Annotated in this window: 1 protein-coding gene; it reads right to left on the reverse strand. The window is 63.4% G+C overall.

Translation table 11 applies throughout. The features are described 5' to 3' along the window. Positions 1-267 (reverse strand): integrase core domain-containing protein (locus tag IH50_RS41900; protein WP_267883293.1); only part of this gene is annotated, 267 nt, incomplete at its 3' end. Between the last annotated feature and the right edge of the window lie 6 nt (positions 268-273).

A 273-nucleotide genomic window follows, 5' to 3' on the forward strand; every position in this document is an offset into this window, starting at 1 on the left:
GATCGGGCTCTTGAAGCCGCACACGCTGTGTAGCCGCCTGGTGTTGTAGAAGTCGGTGATCCAGGTGGCGATCTTGATGCGGGCCTCGGTGCGGGTGCGAAAGGTGTGCCGGTGGACGTACTCGACCTTGAGCACACTGTTGAACGCCTCGCTCACGGCGTTGTCGAAGCACGGGCCGACTCGTCCCATGGACTGCACGATGCCCAGCTGGCGGCAGGCCCGCTTGAACTTCCGGGAGCAGTACTCGCTGCCCCTGCCGGTATGCATGATCAC

Origin of the sequence: Streptomyces sp. NRRL S-37, from assembly GCF_000721605.1 — a bacterium.
GTDB lineage: Bacteria > Actinomycetota > Actinomycetes > Streptomycetales > Streptomycetaceae > Streptomyces.